Genomic DNA, 22,878 nt, shown 5'->3' with positions numbered 1-22,878 from the left:
TAAGAGACCGAATATGGCCCTGACCCCAGAGTTTGACAGCTTCGCCCGCGCCTATGAGGCCGGCGAAAACCAGGTCGTTTACACCCGTCTGGCAGCCGATCTTGATACGCCTGTCTCCTTGATGCTGAAACTGACCGGCGCGCAAAAAGACGCCTTTATGCTCGAGTCGGTGACTGGTGGCGAGGTCCGCGGACGGTATTCGATCATCGGTATGAAACCCGACCTGATCTGGCGCTGTCGCGCTGAGACCTCGGAACTGAACCGCTCGGCCCGGTTCGACCCGGACGCTTTCACGGCGCAGGATGGCGATCCTATGGACAACCTTCGGACGCTTCTGGCCGAAAGCCGGATCGAGCTGCCTGATGACCTTCCACAAGCTGCGGCGGGACTATTTGGCTATCTCGGTTATGACATGGTGCGCTTGGTCGAGCATCTGCCGAACATCAACCCCGACCCTCTGGGCCTGCCGGATGCCGTCATGCTGCGCCCTTCTGTCGTCGCGGTTCTGGATGGTGTGAAGGGCGAAGTCACGGTCGTTTCCCCCGCCTGGGTCAGCGATGGCCAGTCGGCCAAGGCTGCATATGCCCAGGCTGCCGAGCGCGTCATGGACGCAGTGCGCGATCTGGAGCGGGCGATGCCTGCTGAAACACGTGACCTTGGCGATGCGTACGAAGTCGCCCCGCCCGTCTCGAATTTTACCAAATCCGGCTATCTGGAGGCGGTCGAGAAAGCCAAGGAATACATCCGCGCTGGTGATATCTTTCAGGTAGTGCCAGCGCAGCGCTGGACGCAGGATTTCCCGCTGCCTCCATTTGCGTTGTACCGGTCGCTGCGGCGAACAAACCCGTCGCCCTTCATGTTCTATTTTAACTTTGGCGGGTTTCAAGTGATCGGCGCCAGCCCGGAAATCCTGGTGCGCGTGTTTGGCAATGAAGTCACCATACGACCCATCGCCGGGACGCGCCCACGTGGAGCGACCCCGGAAGAGGACAAAGCTTACGAAATTGAGTTGCTGGCCGACAAGAAAGAACTGGCCGAACATCTGATGCTGTTGGATCTAGGCCGTAATGACACCGGGCGCGTTTCAAAGATCGGAACGGTGCGCCCGACCGAAGAGTTCATCATTGAACGGTACAGCCATGTTATGCACATCGTTTCAAACGTTGTGGGTGAGTTGGCCGAGGGTAAAGATGCGCTGGACGCCTTTTTTGCGGGAATGCCCGCGGGGACTGTCTCGGGCGCGCCCAAGGTACGAGCCATGGAAATCATTGATGAGCTTGAGCCGGAAAAACGCGGTGTCTACGGCGGCGGCGTCGGTTATTTCAGTGCCGGCGGAGACATGGACATGTGTATCGCCCTGCGAACGGCCATCGTTCAGGATCAAAAGCTATATATTCAGGCCGGTGGTGGCGTTGTGTATGATAGCGATCCAGAGGCTGAATTCATGGAAACCGTCCACAAGTCCAACGCCATCAGACGCGCTGCGGCTGACGCGGCCCGATTTACGCTGTCCGGCAAGAATTGATAAAGGCAGCCCGTCTGGGCTGCCTGTTTCGGGGAAGGATGTGATCGGGCTTATTGTGCCCCTTGCATCATCACCGCCGAAATAGGCGCCATTGCTACGCGGCCTCCGCGATCTTCCAGACCCCAAAGCAGCAAGGCGGATATGGTATCCGGGCGCAACCGGCCCAACATGACAACAGTGCCTTCCTGCCCGGCCCGGAACGCAGCCTGGTCCAGGAAACGTCGCATGATTTTTGCATCCTGCCGCGCGCCGTCGATATCTCTGAAAATTACCGCAGACGGAATTCCATTACGGGAGGCCAACTTCTGTACCGTGTTGAGCCCGTTATCCTGAGTGATCAGTCCTCGACCCGTTCCACCGGCGATGGCGGCGACCTGATCCGCCAGTTTCCGGTTACCTTGGATGCCGGATCCATCACCTTCAAGAATTCCTACCGTTTCGGGCAACGCTTCAAGCCACACCGAAAGCGATACCTCAGCATCCTGTGCGCTGGCCGCCTTGGGCAGGTCAGCAGTGACCATCACTTCGAACCCGGCCGCCCGATGTCGAGCCATTTTCTCAGCTGCATCGGGGTCTGATGGGCGCACCGCAAACGTAAGCGGATATGGGAAATCCTTAAGCGCCTCGGCGCCATATGCACCTTCATCGTCAATCAGAATGATCGACATGAGGGGTTTGGAATCCGGATTGTCAAACTTCTCTGCGAAGGCCTCGATCGGTTTACCTACAGGAACCTCTTCCTGCGGATCTTGGGCTGCTTCATCATCTCGTTCAGTCAAAGGCACTACACGACGCCCGATAGTGGTATTTCCCGACGAGCTGTCCTCTGCGCCGATCTGCGGAACCGAGGCGATACGCGGTAGCGGCTGACTGGGCAGCGTGTCCTCGTCCCCTTCCACTGCGATTGGGTTATCCTCCGGATTCACCTCCAGCTCGATTGATTCCGAAGGCGAGACTTCAGGCAAGGGCTCGGCAAGAGCAACCTGATCAGCCGGTGGCTCAGGGGCATCTTCTGCGGCATCTGGGCTGAGGTCGGCAAGCGGCGCAGGCTGAACGGGGACAGGCATTCGCGGAACGACCGGGGCCTCACTCGAGATGCTTACGGAATCGGCCTCGCTCGGCGTCGGCGCCTCGACCGGAACGCTTACGTCATTCACGACCGGCTGGCTGTCCGGGGCGTTCTCAGCTTCGGATAAACCGGCCAGAGAATCCTCTTCTTCGACTTCATTCTCGGGCGTCTGCGCAGGGAGTTTGAGCAGATCGGCATCTGCACCCGCCTCAGCGACAACCTCGGAGCTCTCCGACGTCTGCACCGGTGCAGGTTCTGGTGCGACTGTCGCTATGGACGGCTTTTTCGACAGCGGCGCGTTGAGCGATAAGACTGCCCCCAGCACCACAACGACAACTGCGCCTGCGATCATTCCGCCGACAAATCCGCCCATAATATTTGCCTCTCGCCTTAGTCCTGCTGCCTTGCCCTTGCACCATCTGTTGTGGCACCTGCCTGCAGGACCGCCAAGTTCGGGATGCACCCTTGACGCTGCCCCACAAGCCTGAGCATGTATGTGCCAACACTATACCGTGGCCTTGGGTTGCATCGCCAGCCCGAAATGACCAACACGAGACAAGAGCCAAATGCTGCTGCTGATCGACAACTACGACTCATTTACCTACAACCTCGTACATTATTTAGGCGAACTTGGCTCGGAAATGGTCATTCGAAGGAATGACGCGCTGGACGTGCAAGAAGCGATGGCCATGAACCCCGCTGGCATCCTGCTCAGCCCTGGCCCTTGCGACCCTGACCGGGCAGGCATTTGCCTTGCCCTGACCGAGGCAGCCGCCGAAACACGGACGCCTTTGTTGGGTGTCTGCCTTGGCCATCAGACCATAGGTCAGGTTTTCGGTGGAAAAGTCACGCGTTGCCATGAGATTGTGCATGGCAAAATGGGAACAATGCACCACACCGGTAAAGGTGTGTTCGCGGGCCTGCCCACGCCGTTTGAGGCGACGCGCTATCATTCGCTGATTGTGGATCGCGATACTCTGCCCGATAGCCTGGAGATTACGGCGGAATTGGAAGATGGCACCATAATGGGCCTCCAGCACCGCGAACTGCCCATTCATGGCGTACAGTTCCACCCGGAATCCATCGCTTCCGAGCACGGCCACGCGTTGCTCAAGAATTTCCTGTCCGAGATGAAAGTTCCCGCATGAGCGACGCCCTGAAACCGCTGATCGGAGTTGCCGCCGACCGCCCCCTGACACGCGCCGAAGCGGAAGAAGCCTTTGGGATCCTGTTTGACGGCGCCGCAACACCCAGCCAGATTGGCGGGCTTTTGATGGCTATGCGCACACGCGGTGAGACCGTCGATGAATATGCCGCCGCCGCTGCTGTGATGCGTGCAAAATGCAATGCAGTTCAGGCACCAGCTGGCGCGATGGATATCGTAGGCACCGGCGGTGACGGCAAGGGAACGCTGAATATCTCGACCGCGACCGCCTTTGTGGTTGCGGGTGCCGGTGTCACCGTGGCCAAACACGGCAACCGGAACCTGAGTTCTAAATCCGGAGCCGCAGATGCGCTAGGCCAGCTGGGTATCAACGTTATGGTCGGCCCGCAAACCGTTGAAAATGCACTGCAAGATGTCGGAATCGGATTCATGATGGCCCCCATGCATCACCCGGCGATTGCGCATGTCATGCCCACCCGGCAAGAGCTTGGGACACGGACGATCTTTAACATTCTCGGTCCGCTGACCAATCCGGCAGGCGTCAAGCGGCAGTTGACCGGAGCCTTTAGCCGAGAGTTGATCCGCCCGATGGCCGAAACGTTGGGCCTGCTTGGGTCCGAACGCGCTTGGCTGGTGCACGGATCGGACGGCACAGACGAATTGACCATCACGGGTATCAGTTGGATTGCGGCCCTCGAAGACGGCACAATCAAAGAGGTCGAGCTTCACCCAGAAGATGCAGGGCTGCCGGTACATCCCTTCGAGGACATTCTCGGCGGAACCCCCGAGGAAAACGCAGTAGCCTTCCGAGCTCTTCTAGACGGTGAGGCTTCCGCCTATCGCGATGCGGTATTGTTGAATGCCGCAGCAGCCCTGGTCGTCGCAGAGGCCGCTGCTGATCTGCGCGAAGGTGTCGCAAAAGCCGCTGAAAGTATCGACAGCGGAAAAGCCAAAGACAAGATCGCGGCCCTGGCCCGCATTACTCAGGAGGCCGCATGACCGAAACGGTTCTGGACAAAATCAAAGCTTACAAGCTCGAAGAGGTCGCTTCGGACAAGGCCAATAAGTCTCTGGAAGCTGTTGAAAACGAAGCAAGATCAGCCTCTGAACCGCGCGGATTCGCATCGGCGTTGCAAATGGCTGTACGTAGCGGGTACGGGCTGATTGCAGAAGTCAAAAAAGCCAGCCCCTCCAAAGGTCTGATCCGCGCTGACTTTGATCCACCAGCACTTGCACAAGCTTACGAAGAAGGCGGCGCTGCCTGCCTTTCCGTGTTGACCGACACGCCCAGCTTTCAGGGTGCCAAAGAGTTTCTGGTTCAGGCACGCGCAGCCTGTTCTTTGCCGGTTCTACGCAAAGATTTCATGTACGATCCCTATCAGGTGGCTGAAGCCCGCGCTCTTGGGGCGGATTGTATTCTGATCATCATGGCATCGGTTGATGACAGCCAGGCCGCTGAATTGGAACAGACCGCCTTTGACTGGGGCATGGACGTTCTGATTGAAGTTCATGATGAAGCCGAGCTGGAACGTGCAACGCAGCTCAAAAGCCCGTTGATTGGGATAAACAACCGTAATCTCAAGACCTTCGAGACCACTCTTGATACGACACGCCGCCTGTCAAAACTTGTCCCCGCTGACCGGACCATCGTTTGTGAAAGCGGTTTGAGCACTCCAGCAGACTTGGCCGATATCGCCCGTTACGGTGCGCGTTGTTTTCTAATTGGCGAAAGCCTGATGCGTCAGGATGACGTCGCAGCAGCGACACACGATCTGCTTTCGCGTCCGCTCAGCCCGGGTGTGATGTGATGCCGCTGACTCATTTTGATGCCCAGGGTCAGGCTCATATGGTCGATGTGTCGAACAAGCCCATCACGGATCGTGTCGCCATCGCAGCGGCTCATATCACGATGGCACAAGATACGTTCGACTTGATCGCAGAAGGTCGCGCCCAAAAAGGTGACGTCTTGGGGGTTGCACGTCTGGCCGGTATCATGGGGGCAAAGAAGACACCCGATCTGATCCCACTATGTCACCCACTGCCAGTGACCAAAGTTACCGTAGACCTGACACTGGACCAAGAATTACCCGGCATACAGGTACAGGCAACCGTCAAGACATCTGGTCAAACCGGCGTGGAAATGGAGGCGCTGACAGCGGCCTCAACTGCCGCACTGACCATATACGACATGGCCAAAGCCGTCGATAAGGCAATGGAAATTGGCGGCATTCGCGTCTTGCTAAAAGATGGTGGTAAATCAGGTCGTTACGAGGCGAAATGATAACCGTTGAAAGCGCCCGGGCGCAGCTATTCGATCTTGTAAACACCCTCCCCTCTGAGCCGGCTCCCTTGATGGATGCGGCGGGTAGAGTACTGGCCGAGGATGTAGCAGCCACACGCGATCAGCCGCCATTCGCCTCGTCCTCGATGGATGGCTACGCGGTAAAATCGACCGAGGTCGAGCTGCACGCCATGTTCAAAGTCATTGGCGAGGCTGCGGCCGGTCGGCGATTTGACGGTCAGGTTGGACCCGGACAGGCGGTTCGGATCTTCACTGGCGCCCCTATTCCTGAAGGTGCAGATTTTGTTGTCATTCAAGAGGATGTTGATCGCCGAGGTGACCTGATCACCATTTCTGATCTGCCGGGCCCTAAATCCAACATTCGTCCAAAAGGCGTCGATTTCGAAATTGGCGCCAAGATTACGGCTCCACGTCGTTTGCGCCCCGAGGATCTGGCGCTTTTGGCGGCGATGAATATCCCCATGGTGCCGGTTGCACGTAAACCCGTGGTCGCGCTGATCGCAACCGGGGATGAATTGATCATGCCTGGCGAAACACCGGGACCGGATCAGATAATCGCCTCAAACACCTTTGGTATCAAAGCCTTGCTAGAGGATGTTGGAGCGCATGTTCGGGTTCTGCCTATCGCCTCTGACACGGGTTCGTCCCTTGAGACCGCTTTTGCCCTAGCAGCCGACGCTGATTTGGTGGTTACGATCGGCGGTGCCTCGGTTGGGGATTATGATCTTGTCTCTCAGGTCTCCACCGCACTGGGGTTGGAGCGGAGTTTTTACAAAATCCGCATGCGCCCCGGCAAACCGCTGATGGCCGGTCGCTTGGGCGATAGCGTGATGGTTGGACTTCCGGGTAATCCGGTCAGCGCAATGGTTTGCAGCTATCTGTTTCTTGCCCCGATGATCCGTAAGATGCTGGGCCTGGAACAGGTTCTGACCCCGCTTCAAAGCGCCAATTTAACCGAGGCAATCCCCGCGAATGGGCCGCGAGAGCATTACATGCGTGCCATCGTGACCGCGGACGGGATAAAAGCCTGCCAAAACCAGGACAGCTCGCTGCTCAGCGTCCTCGCCGAAGCAAACGCGCTTTTGGTTCGGCAACCGAATGATCCGGCGCGCCTGGCCGGTGACGAAGTGATGTTCCTCCCGATCTGAGTCCCTACAAGATCATTGACACAAAACGTGAACATGCGTAGAACAAAAGAAAACGTATGAGCGACGAGGTGTGAGCAATGCTGACCAAGAAGCAGTTGGATTTGTTGGAGTTCATCCATAAACGCGTTCAGGCGGATGGCGTCCCCCCAAGTTTCGATGAAATGAAAGCTGCGCTGGACCTGCGGTCCAAATCCGGCATCCATCGGTTGATCACAGCGCTTGAAGAACGCGGCTTTATCCGTCGTCTGGCCCATCGTGCCCGGGCCATCGAAATCGTCAAACTTCCTGAAAGCCTGGGAGGAGAGCCAACAGTCGCTTTCAAGCCCCGTGTTATCGAAGGTGACAAACCCGAAGGCAGACGCCCCGCGAATTTCGAACCAGTGACCGTAGACGCAATGGAATTGCCGGTCATGGGACGCATCGCAGCAGGTGTTCCGATCGAGGCGATCAGCCATGTCTCGCACCGCGTTGCCGTTCCCGGCAGCATGGTTTCCGGCAGAGGTGAGCATTACGCGCTTGAGGTGCGTGGCGACTCGATGATTGACGCTGGTATCAACGACGGTGATGTGGTCGTCATCCGCGAAACCTCTGCGGCTGATAATGGCGATATCGTTGTCGCGCTGGTCGAAGATCAGGAAGCAACGCTCAAACGGTTCTATCGGAGAGGTCAGGCGATAGCGCTTGAGGCTGCCAACCCGGCCTACGAAACGCGTGTACTGCCCGAAGATAAGGTCAAGGTTCAGGGCCGTTTGGTTGGGCTGATCCGAAGCTATTGATCTTTAGCTGTCTGGCGACCACAGCCTTTTGCCTATGACTTCGGCACTGGTCATTACGTTTCCGCTGGACAGTGCAATACTTCCTGTCTTGTTCAACAACTCGGGATCAATCACCATACAGGTGCCGGACAGCTGGACCGGAACAGCAGAGATGACGATTTGGTCATCTGCACATTCGCTGAATTCGCGCGCAGATCGTTTGCCGGTGAGGTGAATCAGCTCTTTGCCCTGCCAGAAATATCTTTGCGACAGATCTTTCCCATCGGGCCAGCGATTTGCGGCAGTTTTCTGGCTCGCGCCGTCTCCGTCGTTTTCAAGCCATACGGTTGCAATAAATTTGCTGCCCTTTTCCTTGCTCAGCGCGCGCCCCTGATCAGTCATCACACCAACTAACCCACCGGAGTCTGCGACCAAAACTTCCGGACGGTTACCCTGCCCCCAAAGCGCAATCGCCACCATGCAAGGTGCGACGCCGACCCACCTTGCCCCACCGCGCCACAAGGCGATCCACAGCGCGCCCAATGCAAATATGGGCAAGACGTAGGACGGTGGACTGACCACATAACCTTGCGCACCTTCCAGTCCCGAGATCCAGTCTGAAACCGCCAGAATCCATTCCAACCCTGCCCCCATGACCGCCAGCCCAATCCACTCAAGCCCGAATGGCGCCAGGATTGCGGCAATAACGGCCGCAGGAACCACGACGGTTCCCATCACCGGGACCGACAGCATATTCGCAACCAGCCCATAGTGAGACAATGAATTGAAATGCGCCGCCCCAATCGGTGCGGTGGCAAGCCCCGCTATGGCAGATGACATCAATACCCCGATAATGGGCCGTAGCCATTTCGGCCCGAAAGCAGAACCGAAACCGCGTAAGGCTCCGAAAACGGCCACCAGTGCCGTTGTTGCAGCAAAGGACATCTGAAAACCGGGGCTTAACAGAGATTCTGGTCGCAACGACAGCACGATAAGGGCAGCGACGGCCACCGCGCGTAGCGAAATTGACCTTCTGTCGATCAAAATGGCCCCCAGCATTACGCTGACCATGATAAAGGCCCGCTCTGTTGCGACATTCCCGCCAGACAGCAATAGATAAACAACCGCCGCGACCAAGGCGCAAACCGCTGCAAGCTTGCGGACCGGAAGTCTAAGAGCGAGCACCGGGACAGCAGACAGCGTGACCCTGCAGATCAGATAAACAAAACCTGTCAGCAACCCCATATGCAATCCGGATATCGCCAACAGATGAGCCAGATTAGATGCCCGTAGATTGTTCAGCGTTTCCTGCCCCATTCCGCTGCGATCACCCGTCGTGACAGCCGCGGCGAAACCTCCGACCTCTCCAGGCAGCAATGCGCGCACATGTTCAGAAATCGCCATCCTCCACGCCGTGATGCGGAGATTGGTCCTGTCCGGCGGGGCAACCGACATCACCGGTACGCGCGTGTATCCGACTGCCCCTAAACGTTGAAACCATGCGTGGCGACGGAAATCGAAACCGCCGGGCTCTACCGGCCCCTGAGGCGGCGACAGATGACCTGTTGTCATGATCCTTTGCCCAGGAACCAGCGCGACATCCCCACCATGCAGGGAAAGTCGGACGCGCCGCGGTCGTCGATCCAAGGGCACGTCCCCTAATCGCACCCGATCGAGCGTCACCCGCAGCGCATCCGACGCAGAGCGGTCTATGGCGACAACACGTCCCTCGACCGGGCCATAGTACCGCCAAGATAGAACCGGCTCTGCCACCGTATGGGCACGTGCGCCGGCCAGGATGAACCCGGCAGCGATCAGTGCCCCCCCGATTGCCAACGGAGCCCAGCCAGACCGCGATTTGCGGGCCATCCCCATAGCCGCAACAATTACCGCGCTGAAACAGACGTAAATCTGCCACCCCGGCTCGAACCGGAGCGCGAAATACAGGCCGATGCCACTGGCCAAGCACACTGGTGACCACTGAAACAAACAGCCTGTCTGGTTCAGCAATGCGGTCTCGACCCGTGCCAGAACACGCATGGTTGCCCCCGTCCTTCGGGCTCGTTAGACAGGCGCCAAGTTAAGCCCGACACGGTTACCAAAAGGTTAATCCACACTATGTCCGATCAGGTCGTCACCCGTTTTGCACCTTCACCCACTGGTTTTCTTCACATCGGCGGCGCGCGCACTGCATTGTTCAACTGGCTCTTTGCTCGGGGACGTGGTGGCAAGTTCTTATTGCGGATTGAGGACACGGACCGCGAACGCTCAACGCCAGAGGCTACTGCAGCAATTCTTCAGGGGATGTCCTGGTTGGGCCTGGACCATGATGGCGATGTGATCAGCCAATTCGAAGGCGCCCCGCGTCATGCTGAAGTGGCACATCAGCTGCTGGCGGACGGCAAAGCCTACAAATGTTTTTCGACCCAGGACGAGATCACAGCTTTTCGCGAACAGGCGCGTGCAGAGGGAAAATCGACGCTGTTCCAGAGCCCCTGGCGCGACGCTGACCCTTCGACCCAACCTGACGCCCCATATGCGATCCGCATAAAGGCACCGCGGGACGGGGTCACCGTGATCCGCGATCAGGTTCAGGGCGACGTGACAATCCGCAACGATCAGTTGGACGACATGATCCTGCTGCGCTCGGACGGAACACCGGTTTATATGCTGGCGGTTGTTGTGGATGATCACGACATGGGTGTGACCCATGTTATCCGGGGCGACGATCACCTGAACAATGCCGCACGCCAGATGATGATCTATGAAGCCATGGGTTGGGATGTTCCGGTCTGGGCACATATTCCGCTGATTCATGGTCCGGACGGCAAGAAACTATCCAAACGTCACGGAGCTTTGGGTGCCCAAGAATATCAGGCGATGGGGTACCCGGCCGCGGGTATGCGCAACTATCTAGCCCGTCTCGGCTGGAGCCATGGGGATGACGAATTCTTTACAGATGAGCAGGCGAAAGAGTGGTTCGATCTGACTGGAATCGGTAAAAGCCCTGCACGGTTCGATCTGAAAAAGCTCGAGAATCTATGTGGTCAGCATATTCCAATCACTGGCGATGCCGCATTGCGGCAGGAAATTCAGGGATACCTGGCGGCGGCGGGACTGCCCGCTCTCACCAATGCACAATCAGGTGATCTGGAACGTGCGATGTATTGCCTCAAGGATCGGGCACGCACATTCCCGGAACTCCTTGAAAAAGCGCATTTTGTGCTGACGTCACGCCCGATTAAACCTGATGAGAAGGCTGCAAAGGCGCTGTCCTCTGTATCCGACGGTATACTGAGTGAATTGACGCCGCACGTGCAAAATGCTAGCTGGACCCGGAACGAACTGGAGAGTGCCCTGAACTCGTTTGCAGAAGCGAAAGGGCTAAAGTTTGGCAAGCTAGCAGGGCCATTGCGCGCTGCATTGGCTGGTCGGGCTGTAACGCCTTCGGTTTTTGATATGATGCTTGTGCTTGGGCGGGATGAAACCCTGGCACGGCTCTCCGACGCAGCGACATAACCAAAGGTTTCACATTTGGGTAACGCTGCTCCGCTAACACCCGGGCTGCGCCCCTGTGCGCAACCGTTGCCCGCCGAAACGGACGACGATCCGTTTCACGTATGAATGAGGAAGGGACATTATGACCGACAGCAATAAATCAGCCACTTTGACCGTACATGGTAAAACATACGAGTTGCCGGTTCATTCGCCTACCGTGGGACCTGATGTCATCGACATCCGCAAGCTGTACAGCGAAGCGGATGTGTTCACCTATGACCCCGGCTTCACCTCGACAGCCAGCTGCGACAGCACCATCACCTATATCGACGGCGAAAAAGGTGAACTGCTGCACCGTGGCTATCCGATCGACCAGTTGGCCGAGAAATCGCATTTCCTCGAAGTGTGCTACCTGCTGCTTTACGGAGAGCTGCCGGCGGCCAAGGAACTGGAAAAGTTTGAAACCACGATCACCCGCCACACCATGCTGCACGAACAGATGCAGTATTTCTATCGTGGCTTCCGCCGTGATGCGCATCCGATGGCGATCATGGTCGGTGTCGTGGGCGCGATGTCTGCGTTCTATCACGATTCGACCGATGTTTCCGACCCGCATCAGCGTGAGGTCGCATCCCATCGTCTGATCGCCAAGATGCCAACCATCGCTGCCTGGGCTTACAAGTATCACACCGGTCAGCCCTTCGTGTACCCGCGCAACGATCTGGATTATGCGTCAAACTTCCTGCGCATGTGCTTCAGCGTCCCTGCCGAGGAATATGAGGTGAACCCAATCCTCAGCCGCGCGATGGACCGCATCTTTACTCTGCACGCGGATCACGAACAGAATGCCTCGACTTCGACTGTGCGTCTGGCCTCGTCCTCGGGGGCGAACCCGTTTGCGTGCATTGCCGCTGGTATCGCGTGTCTTTGGGGCCCTGCCCATGGCGGCGCAAACCAGGCCTGCCTTGAAATGCTGGAAGAAATTGGCACGGTTGACCGTATCCCTGAATATATCGCCCGCGCCAAAGATAAGGCCGATCCGTTCCGCCTGATGGGCTTTGGTCACCGCGTCTATAAGAACTTTGACCCGCGCGCCAAGGTTATGAAGCAATCCGCCGACGAAGTGTTGGATCTGCTGGGGATTGAGGACAATCCCAAGCTGCAAGTCGCCAAGGCGTTGGAAAAACAGGCGTTGGAAGATCCGTATTTCTCCGAAAAGAAACTGTTCCCGAACGTGGACTTCTATTCGGGAATCATCCTCGAGGCGATGGGTTTCCCGACGTCGATGTTCACCCCGATTTTCGCACTGTCGCGCACCGTTGGCTGGGTCAGTCAGTGGAAAGAGATGATCGCAGATCCACAGAACAAAATCGGCCGCCCGCGCCAGCTCTATCTGGGCGAAACCAGTCGCGATTACGTGGACATCGAAAAACGCTGATTTCGATTCCCAACAAACCAAACAGCCCCGGACCAGAATCCGGGGCTGATTTGTTAGAACAGCGTCAACTGGTCCCCGGCTTGGGGCGGGATATCGAACAAATCGCACCGCAGCTTCGGGGTGCGCGTTGCAAGGCCTAGCCGCTTTACAGCCAGTGAAAACCGTTTAGCCACCATCTCGGCATATTCGCCCTCACCGCGCATTCGGTGGCCCCAACGCGGATCATAGTCCCGGCCCCCGTGCATTTGCCGAAGCTTGGACATGACTTTTTCGGCGCGCGTTGGCTCTTGCTCTTGCAGCCAGGTTTGCCAAAGTTCCGAAACTTCGCGCGGCAACCGCAGCATAATCCAGCTTGCTGCATCCGCCCCGGCATCCCTGCCCGCCTCTAACAGGCTTTCCATCTCATGATCTGTCAAACCGGGAATAGAAGGAGAGGTCATGACCCGCACCGGAACCCCCGCTTCGGTCAGCCTGCGAATGATTTTCAGGCGCCGATTTGGCGCGGGCGCCCGTGGCTCCATTCGGCGCGATAAATCCGCATCCAACGTGGTCAGAGATATCCCGACCCGAACCAAACCCTGTTCCGCCATCTGTGCGAGCAGATCGAGATCACGTTCGATCAATGCCCCCTTGGTCACAATCGCAACCGGATGGCGAAACTCTGTAAGCACCGACAAACAAGACCTTGTGATTACAAGGTTTTTTTCAACTGGCTGATAAGGGTCTGTATTGGTTCCAATCGCAATCGGCGCAACACTGTAACCTTTCGCAGAAAGCTCTTTGCGAAGAAGCTCGGCCGCATTGGGTCGGGCAATCAAGCGCGTCTCAAAATCCAGCCCCGGCGACAGACCCAGATAGGCGTGGCTGGGCCGTGCAAAGCAATAGATGCAGCCGTGCTCGCACCCCCGATAGGGGTTGATCGAACGATCAAATGGCAAGTCGGGGGAGCGGTTATAAGTGATTATGCTGCGTGCCGTCTCGTGCCTGACTTCAGTCCGCAACGGAGGAAGATCGTCATCATACCCCCAGCCGTCATCGCAGGGGATTGTGTCAAACCGTTCGAATCTGCCTGCCGTATTTTCCGTGGCTGCTCGCCCCTTGGCAATGGCCGAAGGAAGGTTTGTTCTACTTTTGTTCATGCTATTTGGTATATGGAATATCGACCGGTCCGGCAAGCGGCACATTTACCTTGCTGAGGCATCATCAGAACCCCAATCAGGCCCTGAACAATTGGTGCATTTGAACGAATTGCAGGATGTTCATGTGTAAAATGACGTCGAGATAACGACAAATTTGGCCTATAGGTCGGTCTCGGAACTGCCAAGGTCGCAATCGTCACAGTAGTATTACGGCGAAATGGCCAAAACGGAAAAAATGCCACCACGGGCGCAAGGCCCGAACAGCTCAGGGAAACGCCCCATGTCCGATGAAGAAGACATCGTCCTGTCCGAACTGAACGACGACGAACTGGTCGAACAGATGTTCGATGACCTTTACGACGGTCTGAAAGAAGAAATCGAAGAAGGTGTGAACATCCTGCTGGAGCGCGGATGGACACCTTATGACATCCTGACCAAGGCACTGGTCGGCGGCATGACGGTTGTGGGCCACGACTTCCGTGACGGCATTCTGTTCGTACCCGAGGTCTTGCTGGCCGCAAACGCAATGAAGGGCGGCATGTTTATCCTCAAGCCGCTGCTGGCCGAAACCGGCGCACCGCGCGTTGGTAAAATGGTGATCGGCACTGTTAAAGGCGACATTCACGACATTGGCAAAAACCTGGTGTCAATGATGATGGAAGGCGCCGGATTCGAGGTTGTTGATATCGGCATCAACAACCCCGTCGAAAACTATCTGGAAGCGCTTGATACCGAACAGCCCGATATTCTGGGCATGTCGGCCCTGCTGACGACGACCATGCCATATATGAAAGTCGTGATCGACACACTGATCGAACAGGGTCGGCGCGACGACTATATCGTGCTGGTTGGCGGTGCGCCTTTGAACGAAGAGTTCGGCAAGGCGATCGGTGCTGATGCCTATTGCCGTGACGCGGCCGTAGCTGTTGAGACGGCAAAGGATTTTGTCTCGCGCAAGCACAATCAGCTGGCGGGTTGATCGACATCTAGACCAATTCAGGGCCGTCCGATTTTCGGGCGGCCTTTTTCATTTATTCACCCTACCCTGATCCGAAGCCGACATTATGTGTCGAATACGGGCTTGCCAGCCACCGAATAAGCCGATTTTCTAGATAACGAGAAAGAGGCGCGAAATGACTCAGGACCAACTTCCCGACGATGCCAGCCTGACAACGCAGGGCTATTCAGACCATCACGGCGCAGGGCGAATTCTGTTATTGGCCTGCGGTGCGCTGGCGCGGGAAATCCTGGACCTAAAGCGTCGTAATGGCTGGGATCATATGGAACTGACCTGCCTGCCCGCCATCTTGCACGTCCACCCGGAACGGATCACGCAGGCGGTGGAAGAGGCCGTTGCCAAACACCGCGACCAATACGATAAAGTTTATGTCGTCTACGCAGATTGCGGCACCGGTGGCCTGTTGCAGAAAGCCTGCGGGGAGATGGGCGTGGAGATGATTAAAGGGCCCCACTGCTATTCTTTCTTCGAGGGGAACCAGGTCTTTGAAAATCGCGGCGAGGATGAAACTACAGCGTTCTACCTAACAGATTTTCTGGCACGTCAATTCGATGCCTTCGTCTGGAAGCCGCTGGGGCTGGATCGGCACCCCGAGCTTAGGGAAATGTATTTCGGCAACTACACGAAACTGGTTTATCAGGCACAGACTGATGATGCGGTTCTGACCGAACGCGCCAAGGAGTGCGCAGACCGAATGGGCCTGGCTTTCGAGCGCCGATTTACCGGCTATGGTGATCTGCAATCCACGCTGAGCGACTGGGCCAGCCGCCCGCTTTAGGCGGCCTCTATCGCGACCTCGCGGATACGGTCGATCATCGCCCTCAAACCGTTAGATCGTTGCGCGGAAAGATGATCGTTTAACCCCAGCCGCGCCAGTTCGCCTCCTGCGTCAACCTGAGGGACTTCTTGAACCGGCAGGCCGTTATATAGGGATCGCAGGACCGCAATCAGGCCCCGCACGATCAGAGCATCACTGTCGCCGTCAAAATGAAAAGTCCCTCCGTCGACACTGGGATGCAGCCAGACCTGGCTGGCGCAACCATGGACTTTAGTTGCAGGCACCTTCAACGCATCATCCAATGGCGCCATCGCTTTCCCCTGCTCGATTACATGGCGGTACCGGTCTTCCCAGTCCTTCAGGAATTCGAAATCTTCGACGATTTCTTCAAAAGCAGGTGTCGCCATCTCGGGGCTGTCCTCTCATTGGGTTCACATTTTTGAACTATGATCCTGACCAGCATCTGTCCAGCCCCCCACGTGGCTTTTCAAACCCGGAAAAGTGCGATAACTCATTGCCATATAGACTGCTCTGGGTGTTGTGACGATGAAGAAATCACTGTCTGTTCTTTTGGCTGCTGCCTTGACCCTGTCGGCTTGCAGCGCTTGGCGTGATTCTCGGGTCAACCCGACAAACTGGTTTGGGTCCAGTACTCCGGCACCCTCTGAAGTATCTGTGAATGATGCCAATGCACTGGTTCCTCAACAAGCCGAAGGTGTTGGCATATTTTCAAAGCCGGAAGCCGTGGACATGAGCTTCCCGATCGCCAAAATCGAAGAACTGCGGATCGATCCAATTCCGAATGGAGCTATCGTTTACACGACTGGGATTGCTGCAAGGCAAGGCGCCTATAATGCGCGGCTTGTTCGTGTTGAAAGCGAAGAGAATGCAAAAAACGGCATTCTCGAATTCACGTTCCGTGTCGACTACCCGTCATATGCGACAAGCCAGGGGACCGAACGGTCCCGAAGGGTATCCAATGCAATCAATATCAGCCGAGACGAGCTTGTAAACATTCGGCTGGTCCGCGTCAAAGGGGAACAAAATGCCCTGGAATCCCGCCGCAGATAATTCCTGCTAAAGCTCTACGACCGTGACGGTCTGCCCTTTAGCTGCCAGGGCGATTTTGCCATCGCACAGTTTCAGGGCATCTTCGCCGAATACCTCGAACCGCCAACCGGACATTGCAGGTAATTCCCGTTCACCGGCTGCGATCTGATCCAGTTCGGAACTGGTAGCAATCAGTTTGGCGGCCACGCCCGAGCTTTCCGTTTTTGATTTCAGCAGCACCCGCAATAGGTCGGCAAGCGCAGGATTTACCTTCAACTTGTCACGGCTGGTATCAATCTTGGGCAATTTTTCTGGTGGGCAATTCACACCCTTTTTGACGGCGGCCAGAATCCCATCCGCAATGACCCCTTTGCGGGCCTCGCGCAGCAGCAGACGCGATCCACCCAAATCTGAGAAAGATTTCGGCTTGGTCGATGCCAGTTCGATCAGCGCGTCATCTTTGAACACCCGGCTGCGCGGTACGTTGTTTTCCTGCGCATAGGCTTCGCGGAACTCGGCCAACTCGCGAACAACAGCCAAAAACTTGGCCGAGTTCGTCCGGGTTTTGATACGCTTCCACGCATTTTCGGGCTGAATCTCATAGGTGCCGGATTGCGTCAGCGTGCGCAGCTCTTCGGCGACCCAATGGCTGCGCTTGGTTTTCGTCAACTCGGCCGACAGATACTCATAGATTTTCCGCAGATGCGTTACATCTGCCAGGGCATAGGTCTTTTGCGCCTCGGACAGTGGGCGGCGTGACCAGTCGGTGAATCGAGAGGTCTTGTCCACGCCTTCCTTACAAATCTTGCGCACCAGGGTTTCATAACCAACCTGCTCGCCAAATCCGCAGACCATGGCGGCGACCTGCGTGTCGAACAGAGGATTGGGGAACACACCCGCCTCAACCCAGAAAATCTCGAGATCCTGACGGGCTGCGTGAAATACTTTGACCACGCTTTCATCGGCGAAGAGCTCGTACAAAGGCTCCAGAGTCATCCCTTCGGCCAACGGGTCGACCAAAACGGCGCTGTCTTCGTCGGGCGACGGGACCGCCAGTTGAAGCAGGCAAAGTTTTGAATAGTAGGTCCGTTCGCGCAGGAACTCGGTATCTACGGTTACGTAATCAAAGGCCGCAGCCGCTTTGCAGAAATCGGCCAGCTCTTGCGTCGTCGTGAGGGTTTTCATTCGTGGTGCTATTCTTGCTTTTGTTTTTAATCACCCGTCAGTCCTACACGTTTCCGGGCCGTCGGGCGAACCATAGGCCGAATGGCAACCGCGTGTAAATCACCCCGCGGGATTCACGGCAAAAGCACCGGTGTGCGGTCATTTCCGGCAAAGCGGCGCAATACGGCCGGATAAAGCCTGTGTTCGTAGGTCAGAACGCGCGCCGCCAAAGTCTCAGGAGTGTCTCCAGCCTCAATATTCAGGCGGGCTTGCCCCAAGATTGGGCCATCGTCCAGAGCTGCGGTCACTTCGTGAACCGAGCATCCATGCTCGATATCACCTGCTGCAATCGCACGGGCATGGGTGTTCAGACCCTTGTATTTTGGCAACAGTGACGGGTGGATGTTCAGCATCCGACCCTGAAAGCGCAAGACGAAATCACCGGTCAACACCCGCATGAACCCGGCCAAACACACGATGTCCGGTTGTGCTTGCTCTAACGGTTTCAGCAGCTCGGCCTCAAAAGCCGCGCGGTCGCTCTTGAATGGCCTGTGATCTACGGTTGCGGTTGCAATTCCCCGATCAGCCGCCTTTTTCAGTCCCCCAGCCTCAGCATCGTTCGACAAGACCAAACAAGGTCTGGCCGGATGGTCACCGGTCATGCTGTCGACCAGAGAGACCATATTCGACCCCCCGCCCGAGAGCAGAATGGCGACGCGCTTATGGCTCACAGCAATTTGCCCGAATAGGCCACTCCTGTGGTGTCGGTCACGGTGCCAATCCGCGAAACCGTCTCACCAGCTTGGGCCAGCAGTGGCGACAGGTCGTCGGCCTGCTCTGCGCCGCAAACCACGATCATGCCGATGCCGCAGTTGAAGGTCTTGAGCATCTCGGATTCAGCAATACCGCCGGTTTCGGCCATCCAGCGGAATACGGGTGGCAGATCCCAGGAGCTCAAGTCGATCTGGGCACCCAACCCTTCGGGCAGCACGCGGGGCAGGTTTTCGGTCAGGCCACCGCCGGTGATATGGGCAAGCGCATGCACCCCGCCTGTCCGGATCGCCTGTAGCGCAGGTTTCACGTAAAGGCGCGTCGGGGTCAGCAGTGCCTCGCCCAGCGATCCATCCCCAAAGGGCGATGCCGCATCCCAACCCAGGCCCGAGATCTCGACCAGCTTGCGCACTAGCGAATAGCCATTGGAATGCACCCCGTTTGAGGCCAGCCCAAGCAACACGTCACCCTGTTGAACATCTGCAGGAAGGTGTGCGCCGCGCTCCATCGCACCGACTGAAAACCCGGCCAAATCGAAATCACCATCGGGATACATGCCCGGCATCTCGGCAGTTTCGCCGCCAATCAATGCGCAATCCGATTGAACGCAGCCTTCGGCAATGCCCTCAATGATCCGTGCGGCGGTCTCGGTATCCAGTTTGCCTGTGGCGAAATAGTCGAGGAAGAAAAGTGGCTCGGCCCCCTGACAGATCAGATCGTTGACGCACATGGCCACAAGATCGATACCGACGCCATCGACCAGGCCTGTATCAATCGCGATCCGCAACTTGGTGCCAACACCGTCGGTGGCGCCGACAAGAATCGGATCCCGATAACCTGCATCCTTCAGGTCGAACAATGCGCCGAACCCGCCCAGCCCGCTCATCACGCCGGATCTGTTGGTCCGCTTGGCAGCAGGTTTTATCCGGTCGACCAGAGCATTCCCCGCATCAATATCAACGCCCGCATCCGCGTAGGTGATTCCGTTTTTGCCTGCTGTCATGGCCAACCTCTTTTGAATGGTTCCCGCGCGGGTTAGTCGATTGTTGGAGATGTTGCAACGGTCAGGCTTGACGCGGGCGTTCACCATGATAGGCAAAGCGCCTAGGCGGGCCTGTAGCTCAATTGGTTAGAGCAGAGCGCTCATAACGCTTTGGTTGGGGGTTCGAGTCCCTCCGGGCCTACCAAAATCCGCATATTTCCCTTTAAAAACAACGCTCGATTGGCCCGAAAATTGAGAGAGATGCTCCACGACCTAACAATAGGTTGCGAGGCAAGTGCCCCACGATTTCAAGACAAATCTTCGATTCCCGCTCGGGATATCCCGGTAGCTTTTCAGGCGCTTGAATCAGTTTATCGGTCACTGAACATCCGACAATCCAAGATGAACTCACACCGGATTTGGCAGAACAGAGGTCCGGTGCACGATGATCTAGCGACCGATGATAATATCGGCACACAGACCGCCCAGATGTTCGCTTTTGCCCAATCGAAGCACGCCGCCATGGGCTCGGGCGACATCTGCCACAATGGCCAACCCCAGACCAACACCGCTGCCTCGATTCTGGTTGCGCGCCGGATCCAATCGCGAGAAAGGTTTGACCGCTTCGGTGCGCTGCTCGGGCGGAATACCCGGACCATCATCTTCGACGCGGATACGCAGCGATTTGGAGGAGACCGACAGGCTGATTTCAGCGCGATTTCCGTACCTGACCGCATTCCCGATCAAGTTCTCTACCGCGCGACGAATAGCCGTCGGGCGCAACATCGCGGTTCCTGCGCCATCAACCTTTACCAATTCGACCTTATGCCCTGCCCTGCACGCATCCTTGACGATCTGCCGAAGGAACCTCTCAGGGTCTACGGATTCCGGCGCCACCTCTGCCGCTCCTTTGGAAAAGTCCAAAAACGCGTCCAGCAATAGTTGCATTTCATCCACGTCCTGTTGCAATGGCGCTGCCTCACCTTCGGGCAACAAAGACAGCCCAAGCTTGAGACGCGTCAAAGGCGTTCGCAAATCGTGGCTGACACCGGACAGCATCATGGTGCGCTGCTCCATCTGACGCTCTATCCGGGCGCGCATATCCAGAAACGCACTGCCAGCCGCTCGCACCTCGATCGCGCCGCCTGGCGAATAAGGAACAACCCGCCCGCGTCCGAACGCCTGTGCAGCCTCGGCCAGACGGGTGATCGGTCGTAGCTGGTTGCGCATGTACAAAAACGAAATGGTTGTCATGATGATCGCAAAGAACAAGACGGTCACAATCAACTGATGCGGCGCGGTTGGGGACAACCGCCGACGGTCGAAAGTTAGCTGCAATACACCCAAATCCGTCTGCAGATACAATCGAGCCTCCTGCCCGCTTGGCAAGGCGACCGCTACAAGATCGGGAAGCAGGGCGCGCAACTCGGATTCGACTTGAGGTGCAATGAAATCATACCAGCGGCGATTCCCGATGACTGGCGTTTCGTTTATCCCGAGAAACCGCAGTTTCATATCAAGCGCGGCCAGATCGGGCCGAAGTTCGGCCACCGCCTGTTGCTGCGTTTCAGAATGTTCTATCACATCCGTAACAAGCGTAACCTCACGCGATGCGGCACGAGTCATTTGCGCAGTGACATCTTCCAGGTGCTTTTGCAAAAAGGCGACACTGATCACCAGCAGCATCACCACCACCGGCAAAATGAGAATCAAAGCCGCCCGTGCGTACAGGCTGCGCGGCATATAAAGTTTGAGCCATTGCGTCGTCATGGGTTAAACCTAACGGGCTGTTCAGACGAGAGAAAGAGTGCAGAATGCAAGCACCGGACGATTTCAATCCAATGCCAGGTCGAGATGACGAATTACAACCGGGCCTGAGGCGGATTCTTGCCCCCAACCCGTCTCCGATGACATATCGCGGCACCAATACATACTTGCTTGGCCAAACCGATCTTGCGGTGATTGACCCCGGCCCTGCCAATGCGGACCATCTGGATGCAATCCTGAACGCGGTTAAACCCGGACAACGGATCAGCCACATCATTGTCACACATTCTCATCTGGACCACTCTCCGCTTGCTGCACCGCTGGCCGAACGAACGCAAGCAAAGATCATTGCTTTCGGAGGCCCCGAAGCAGGCCGCAGTGAGGTGATGGCCGAATTGGCTACTCAGGGGCTCGCAGGCGGAGGTGAAGGGATCGACACGGCGTTCCGCCCGCATATCGAAGTCGAAGATGGAGATGTAATCGCCGCCGAAGGGTGGCAGTTGAATGTGATCCATACGCCCGGTCATCTTGGTAACCATATCGCGCTGGGTTGGGGGGATGTCTGCTTTACCGCCGATCATGTGATGGGTTGGGCCAGTTCACTGGTGTCACCACCTGATGGTGATCTGACCGATTTCATGGCGGCTTGCGAAAAGCTAGGGCAACATAACTGGTCCGTATTCCACGCAGGGCATGGCGCACCGATTAACGACCCTGCCAAAAGGCTCGATTGGTTGATCACCCACCGGCGCGCCCGGGAAAAACAGATTCTGTATGCTTTGGAAACCAGGCCAGGGACCGCCCGGGAATTGGCCGAGCGAATCTATACCGAAACCCCCGCCGCCCTGTTGCCCGCTGCCGAACGGAATGTATTCGCCCATCTCGTTGATCTTACGTGCCGATTTCTGGTTGCACCGCAGTCAAAATTATCTGTCGGCGCGATCTTCGCCAGAACCCCATAGATGCCGAGGTAATTTTTTTTCCAAAACCGCGCTTCCCCTCTGGACGGCGAAATTTCGGGTTGCTATATGGCGCGAACCGTTCCGGCGTAGCTCAGCGGTAGAGCAGTTGACTGTTAATCAATTGGTCGTAGGTTCGATCCCTACCGCCGGAGCCAATTTCCCCAAAACACACCGCAAATTATTATGGATGCCCGCCTTCGCTGTGTGCATGTTTTTTCGACGAAAAAACTCACACCCCCCTCTGGACGGCGAAGAGTCGGGTTGCTATACGGCGCGAACCGTTCCGGCGTAGCTCAGCGGTAGAGCAGTTGACTGTTAATCAATTGGTCGTAGGTTCGATCCCTACC

At 56.8% G+C, this 22,878-nt stretch carries 21 protein-coding genes and 3 tRNA genes; 16 read left to right on the top strand and 8 right to left on the bottom strand.

What is annotated here, in order from left to right:
* Positions 1-13 precede the first annotated feature (13 nt).
* Positions 14-1,525 carry an anthranilate synthase component I gene (gene trpE / locus AC2FH9_RS00120; protein WP_142633617.1) on the top strand — a complete coding sequence of 504 codons (1,512 nt, stop codon included), beginning with the start codon at positions 14-16 and terminating at the stop codon, positions 1,523-1,525.
* A 50-nt stretch (positions 1,526-1,575) separates the two neighbouring features.
* Here the strand turns inward: trpE and AC2FH9_RS00115 are convergent, their stop codons facing one another.
* A complete protein-coding gene (locus tag AC2FH9_RS00115; protein ID WP_496870391.1) occupies positions 1,576-2,967 on the bottom strand; it encodes a divergent polysaccharide deacetylase family protein in 1,392 nt (463 codons plus the stop codon).
* Between the two features lie 193 nt (positions 2,968-3,160).
* Here AC2FH9_RS00115 and AC2FH9_RS00110 point away from each other — a divergent pair, with 193 nt between their 5' ends.
* The 6 genes from AC2FH9_RS00110 to lexA all read left to right on the top strand — a co-directional run bounded on the left by AC2FH9_RS00110 (position 3,161) and on the right by lexA (position 7,985).
* Entirely contained in the window at positions 3,161-3,742 is a 582-nt protein-coding gene (locus AC2FH9_RS00110; protein ID WP_496700418.1) for an anthranilate synthase component II, read from the top strand.
* A complete protein-coding gene (trpD, locus tag AC2FH9_RS00105) occupies positions 3,739-4,758 on the top strand; it encodes an anthranilate phosphoribosyltransferase (RefSeq protein WP_496708488.1) in 1,020 nt (339 codons plus the stop codon). Before AC2FH9_RS00110 ends, trpD begins: the two co-directional genes overlap by 4 nt.
* Complete coding sequence (gene trpC / locus AC2FH9_RS00100) at positions 4,755-5,567, top strand: indole-3-glycerol phosphate synthase TrpC (protein ID WP_496785059.1); 813 nt, start codon at positions 4,755-4,757, stop codon at positions 5,565-5,567. The genes trpD and trpC overlap by 4 nt, the downstream gene beginning before the upstream one ends.
* Positions 5,567-6,040, top strand: a complete 474-nt coding sequence (gene moaC / locus AC2FH9_RS00095; protein ID WP_496748883.1) for a cyclic pyranopterin monophosphate synthase MoaC — start codon at positions 5,567-5,569, stop codon at positions 6,038-6,040. The genes trpC and moaC overlap by 1 nt, the downstream gene beginning before the upstream one ends.
* Positions 6,037-7,209 (top strand): molybdopterin molybdotransferase MoeA, encoded by a 1,173-nt coding sequence (locus AC2FH9_RS00090; protein WP_496870390.1) that lies wholly within the window; start codon positions 6,037-6,039, stop codon positions 7,207-7,209. The genes moaC and AC2FH9_RS00090 overlap by 4 nt, the downstream gene beginning before the upstream one ends.
* Before the next feature lie 77 nt (positions 7,210-7,286).
* A complete protein-coding gene (gene lexA / locus AC2FH9_RS00085) occupies positions 7,287-7,985 on the top strand; it encodes a transcriptional repressor LexA (RefSeq protein WP_281972042.1) in 699 nt (232 codons plus the stop codon).
* 3 nt (positions 7,986-7,988) lie between these two features.
* On the opposite strand, the gene AC2FH9_RS00080 is transcribed toward lexA, so the two are convergent.
* Positions 7,989-10,004, bottom strand: coding sequence for a ComEC/Rec2 family competence protein (locus AC2FH9_RS00080; protein ID WP_496870389.1), 2,016 nt, complete (start codon positions 10,002-10,004; stop codon positions 7,989-7,991).
* Positions 10,005-10,082: 78 nt separating this feature from the next.
* Here AC2FH9_RS00080 and gltX point away from each other — a divergent pair, with 78 nt between their 5' ends.
* Positions 10,083-11,483, top strand: a complete 1,401-nt coding sequence (gene gltX, locus AC2FH9_RS00075; RefSeq protein WP_496695569.1) for a glutamate--tRNA ligase — start codon at positions 10,083-10,085, stop codon at positions 11,481-11,483.
* A gap of 121 nt (positions 11,484-11,604) precedes the next feature.
* On the top strand, positions 11,605-12,900 hold the full coding sequence (gltA, locus tag AC2FH9_RS00070) for a citrate synthase (RefSeq protein WP_281972039.1): 1,296 nt from the start codon (positions 11,605-11,607) through the stop codon (positions 12,898-12,900).
* Between the two features lie 53 nt (positions 12,901-12,953).
* Here the strand turns inward: gltA and AC2FH9_RS00065 are convergent, their stop codons facing one another.
* The gene (locus AC2FH9_RS00065) at positions 12,954-14,039 is read right to left on the bottom strand and encodes a PA0069 family radical SAM protein (protein WP_496870388.1); all 1,086 of its coding nucleotides are present in this window, start codon (positions 14,037-14,039) and stop codon (positions 12,954-12,956) included.
* A 280-nt stretch (positions 14,040-14,319) separates the two neighbouring features.
* Here AC2FH9_RS00065 and AC2FH9_RS00060 point away from each other — a divergent pair, with 280 nt between their 5' ends.
* A complete protein-coding gene (locus tag AC2FH9_RS00060) occupies positions 14,320-15,018 on the top strand; it encodes a corrinoid protein (RefSeq protein ID WP_271947279.1) in 699 nt (232 codons plus the stop codon).
* 154 nt (positions 15,019-15,172) lie between these two features.
* A complete protein-coding gene (locus AC2FH9_RS00055; protein WP_496792599.1) occupies positions 15,173-15,835 on the top strand; it encodes a DUF1638 domain-containing protein in 663 nt (220 codons plus the stop codon).
* On the opposite strand, the gene AC2FH9_RS00050 is transcribed toward AC2FH9_RS00055, so the two are convergent.
* Positions 15,832-16,242: a SufE family protein gene (locus tag AC2FH9_RS00050; RefSeq protein ID WP_496870387.1), complete on the bottom strand. Its 411-nt coding sequence runs from the start codon at positions 16,240-16,242 to the stop codon at positions 15,832-15,834. The two genes, AC2FH9_RS00055 and AC2FH9_RS00050, sit on opposite strands and share 4 nt — an antisense overlap.
* Positions 16,243-16,381: 139 nt before the next feature.
* Here AC2FH9_RS00050 and AC2FH9_RS00045 point away from each other — a divergent pair, with 139 nt between their 5' ends.
* Complete coding sequence (locus AC2FH9_RS00045; RefSeq protein WP_496870386.1) at positions 16,382-16,906, top strand: hypothetical protein; 525 nt, start codon at positions 16,382-16,384, stop codon at positions 16,904-16,906.
* Positions 16,907-16,912: 6 nt separating this feature from the next.
* Here AC2FH9_RS00045 and rnd read toward each other — a convergent pair whose 3' ends face one another.
* The 3 genes from rnd to purM all read right to left on the bottom strand — a co-directional run bounded on the left by rnd (position 16,913) and on the right by purM (position 19,823).
* Positions 16,913-18,070 (bottom strand): ribonuclease D, encoded by a 1,158-nt coding sequence (gene rnd / locus AC2FH9_RS00040; protein ID WP_496691182.1) that lies wholly within the window; start codon positions 18,068-18,070, stop codon positions 16,913-16,915.
* Positions 18,071-18,183: 113 nt separating this feature from the next.
* Positions 18,184-18,780 (bottom strand): phosphoribosylglycinamide formyltransferase, encoded by a 597-nt coding sequence (gene purN / locus AC2FH9_RS00035; protein WP_496870385.1) that lies wholly within the window; start codon positions 18,778-18,780, stop codon positions 18,184-18,186.
* Positions 18,777-19,823, bottom strand: coding sequence for a phosphoribosylformylglycinamidine cyclo-ligase (gene purM, locus AC2FH9_RS00030; protein ID WP_496870384.1), 1,047 nt, complete (start codon positions 19,821-19,823; stop codon positions 18,777-18,779). Before purM ends, purN begins: the two co-directional genes overlap by 4 nt.
* Before the next feature lie 107 nt (positions 19,824-19,930).
* Between purM and AC2FH9_RS00025 the strand changes: the two genes are divergently transcribed.
* Positions 19,931-20,007, top strand: a tRNA-Ile gene (locus AC2FH9_RS00025).
* 245 nt (positions 20,008-20,252) lie between these two features.
* Here AC2FH9_RS00025 and AC2FH9_RS00020 read toward each other — a convergent pair.
* On the bottom strand, positions 20,253-21,572 hold the full coding sequence (locus tag AC2FH9_RS00020) for an ATP-binding protein (RefSeq protein ID WP_496708494.1): 1,320 nt from the start codon (positions 21,570-21,572) through the stop codon (positions 20,253-20,255).
* 44 nt (positions 21,573-21,616) lie between these two features.
* On the opposite strand from AC2FH9_RS00020, the gene AC2FH9_RS00015 reads away from it, so the two are divergent.
* The 3 genes from AC2FH9_RS00015 (at position 21,617) to AC2FH9_RS00005 (ending at position 22,878) form a co-directional block, all read left to right on the top strand.
* Positions 21,617-22,531 (top strand): MBL fold metallo-hydrolase, encoded by a 915-nt coding sequence (locus AC2FH9_RS00015; protein ID WP_142633579.1) that lies wholly within the window; start codon positions 21,617-21,619, stop codon positions 22,529-22,531.
* A gap of 80 nt (positions 22,532-22,611) precedes the next feature.
* Positions 22,612-22,686, top strand: a tRNA-Asn gene (locus tag AC2FH9_RS00010).
* A 135-nt stretch (positions 22,687-22,821) separates the two neighbouring features.
* Positions 22,822-22,878 (top strand) — tRNA-Asn (locus tag AC2FH9_RS00005).

The sequence above is a fragment of the Ruegeria sp. CDSC081 genome, assembly GCF_059610485.1.
The sequence above is the reverse complement of the archived record's forward strand: the minus strand, read 5'-3'. Positions and strand labels throughout refer to the sequence as shown.

Coding starts and splice junctions, on each gene's coding strand:
- trpE (WP_142633617.1), top strand. CDS start 14: ATGGCCCTGACCCCAGAGTTTGACAGCTTCGCCCGCGCCTATGAGGCC.
- AC2FH9_RS00110 (WP_496700418.1), top strand. CDS start 3,161: ATGCTGCTGCTGATCGACAACTACGACTCATTTACCTACAACCTCGTA.
- gltA (WP_281972039.1), top strand. CDS start 11,605: ATGACCGACAGCAATAAATCAGCCACTTTGACCGTACATGGTAAAACA.
- lexA (WP_281972042.1), top strand. CDS start 7,287: ATGCTGACCAAGAAGCAGTTGGATTTGTTGGAGTTCATCCATAAACGC.
- rnd (WP_496691182.1), bottom strand. CDS start 18,070: ATGAAAACCCTCACGACGACGCAAGAGCTGGCCGATTTCTGCAAAGCG.
- AC2FH9_RS00045 (WP_496870386.1), top strand. CDS start 16,382: ATGAAGAAATCACTGTCTGTTCTTTTGGCTGCTGCCTTGACCCTGTCG.
- purM (WP_496870384.1), bottom strand. CDS start 19,823: ATGACAGCAGGCAAAAACGGAATCACCTACGCGGATGCGGGCGTTGAT.
- AC2FH9_RS00015 (WP_142633579.1), top strand. CDS start 21,617: ATGCAAGCACCGGACGATTTCAATCCAATGCCAGGTCGAGATGACGAA.
- moaC (WP_496748883.1), top strand. CDS start 5,567: ATGCCGCTGACTCATTTTGATGCCCAGGGTCAGGCTCATATGGTCGAT.
- gltX (WP_496695569.1), top strand. CDS start 10,083: ATGTCCGATCAGGTCGTCACCCGTTTTGCACCTTCACCCACTGGTTTT.
- trpD (WP_496708488.1), top strand. CDS start 3,739: ATGAGCGACGCCCTGAAACCGCTGATCGGAGTTGCCGCCGACCGCCCC.
- AC2FH9_RS00065 (WP_496870388.1), bottom strand. CDS start 14,039: ATGAACAAAAGTAGAACAAACCTTCCTTCGGCCATTGCCAAGGGGCGA.
- AC2FH9_RS00055 (WP_496792599.1), top strand. CDS start 15,173: ATGACTCAGGACCAACTTCCCGACGATGCCAGCCTGACAACGCAGGGC.
- AC2FH9_RS00060 (WP_271947279.1), top strand. CDS start 14,320: ATGTCCGATGAAGAAGACATCGTCCTGTCCGAACTGAACGACGACGAA.
- AC2FH9_RS00090 (WP_496870390.1), top strand. CDS start 6,037: ATGATAACCGTTGAAAGCGCCCGGGCGCAGCTATTCGATCTTGTAAAC.
- trpC (WP_496785059.1), top strand. CDS start 4,755: ATGACCGAAACGGTTCTGGACAAAATCAAAGCTTACAAGCTCGAAGAG.
- AC2FH9_RS00020 (WP_496708494.1), bottom strand. CDS start 21,572: ATGACGACGCAATGGCTCAAACTTTATATGCCGCGCAGCCTGTACGCA.
- AC2FH9_RS00050 (WP_496870387.1), bottom strand. CDS start 16,242: ATGGCGACACCTGCTTTTGAAGAAATCGTCGAAGATTTCGAATTCCTG.
- AC2FH9_RS00115 (WP_496870391.1), bottom strand. CDS start 2,967: ATGGGCGGATTTGTCGGCGGAATGATCGCAGGCGCAGTTGTCGTTGTG.
- AC2FH9_RS00080 (WP_496870389.1), bottom strand. CDS start 10,004: ATGCGTGTTCTGGCACGGGTCGAGACCGCATTGCTGAACCAGACAGGC.